The sequence below is a fragment of the Bradyrhizobium sp. SUTN9-2 genome, from assembly GCF_003122645.1.
GTDB lineage: Bacteria > Pseudomonadota > Alphaproteobacteria > Rhizobiales > Xanthobacteraceae > Bradyrhizobium > Bradyrhizobium yuanmingense.
Genome location: NZ_LAXE01000001.1, coordinates 8,058,544 through 8,060,204 on the forward strand (window position 1 = coordinate 8,058,544; position 1,661 = coordinate 8,060,204).

Here is a 1,661-nt window from a genome sequence, read left to right on the forward strand (position 1 = left end):
CCCACGTCGATTGCGCGCAGGTCCAAACAAGGGAGACCTCCTGTGGGCGCCGCCGAATCATGCGCGCATCCTGCAGGTGCTCCACAATCCACGCTACGCCGGCGCCTTCGTCTATGGGCGCACGCGCACACGGTACAGACCCGACGGCGGCAGCAGTGTCGTCAGGGTTGCTAAGGCGGACTGGCAGTTCGTCATGCCGGGCATGTACCAAGGCTACATCGACTGGGAACGGTTCGAAGCCAATCAGCGGCGGCTCGCCGACAATGCCCGCGCCTTCGGCGGCGAACGGCGGTCGGGGCCGGCACGCGAAGGACCGGCGTTGCTGCAAGGTCGCGTGGTCTGTGGCCTCTGTGGCGAACGCATGGGTGTGCGCTACAGCCAAGAGCACAGCCGCATAGTGCCGACCTATGTCTGTCAAGCTAATGCGGTGCGGCGCGCGGGATGGACATGCCAAACGGTTCCCGGGAAGCTCGTCGATGCCGCGATCGCCGCCCTGATGATCGAGCTGATGACACCGATGAGCCTGGCGGTCACTTTGGGGGTTCAGCGCGAGCTCGAGGCGCGCGCCGCGGAGACTGACGCAGCGCGTCGCCAGCATGTCGAGCGGATGCGGTATGAAGCTGAGATCGCGCGTCGGCGCTACATGAAGGTCGATCCCGACAACCGCCTTGTCGCCGATGCGCTCGAGGCGGAATGGAACGAGAAGCTGCGCCTTCATGCCGATGCGGCCGAAGACTACGAGCGCCGCAGCAAACAGCAAGCCGCAGCACTGAACGCCGAGACCCGACGGCGCATTCTCGATCTTGCCGAGCAACTGCCACGAATCTGGCACGACTCGCGTGTCGACGTCCGCGAGCGCAAGCGTATTGTGCGTCTACTCATCGACGACGTAACCCTGATCAAAGCGGAGAAGATCACTGTTCACGTGCGCCTGTCGGGCGGCGCGACGCGCTCCTTGGTGCTCGAACGGCCGTTGCCTATCGCACAGATCCGCAAGTTCAAACCCGAGCTCGTCGCCGAGGTCGATCGTCTCCTTGACTATTACTGCGATCGTGAGATCGCTGAGATTCTCAATCAGAACGGATGGCGCACATCGGAGGCAAAGCCGTTCAATCTGAAGAAGATCGCCTTCATTCGAGGTGCCTACAAACTGGCGAGTCGATACGATCGACTGCGCCACTGTGGTATGCTCACGACGCGCGAGGTCGCAGCGAGGTTTGGCATTGCCAAGACCACCGTGCAGGAGTGGGGCCGTCAGGGGCTCATCAAACAGTGCTACGCTGACAGCCTTAACCGTGGTCTCTGGGAGATCCCATCAAATACGATTATCCTTAAAGGCCGCGGCGGCCGCCGCTCCCGCAAACCGCGAACAACATCTATCACCGCGCAACTGTCAGGATGAGGTGCAATATGAAGCAATCGCCTTGTCCCGTGGCCGTCGCGGCCTGGCCGGCAGAATGGCGGTGCCGTAATGCGCCGCCATGTCGGCATAGCTGCGATTGATCCTGGGATCGTAGAGACAGGCTTTGATCACAGCGACTTTGGTGTTGTCCGGCACCAGCAGCGCCGGGACGCCGCCGATCGCCGCGAAGGCGCCAACATGGGCGCTGATCCAGTCGGCGAGTCCCTGCGTCCACGTCGCCTGCGCGTAGGTGAAGCTC

General features: G+C 62.7%; 1 protein-coding gene and 1 pseudogene. One reads left to right on the forward strand and one right to left on the reverse strand.

Going from position 1 to position 1,661, the window contains the following annotated elements; all coding sequences use genetic code 11:
• A partial coding sequence (locus tag XF30_RS37425; RefSeq protein ID WP_109145493.1) for a recombinase family protein occupies nt 1-1,402 on the forward strand: 1,402 nt, incomplete at its 5' end.
• A gap of 18 nt (nt 1,403-1,420) precedes the next feature.
• Here XF30_RS37425 and XF30_RS37430 read toward each other — a convergent pair.
• Nucleotides 1,421-1,661 (reverse strand): annotated as a pseudogene (locus XF30_RS37430) (IS21 family transposase); the annotation flags it as partial.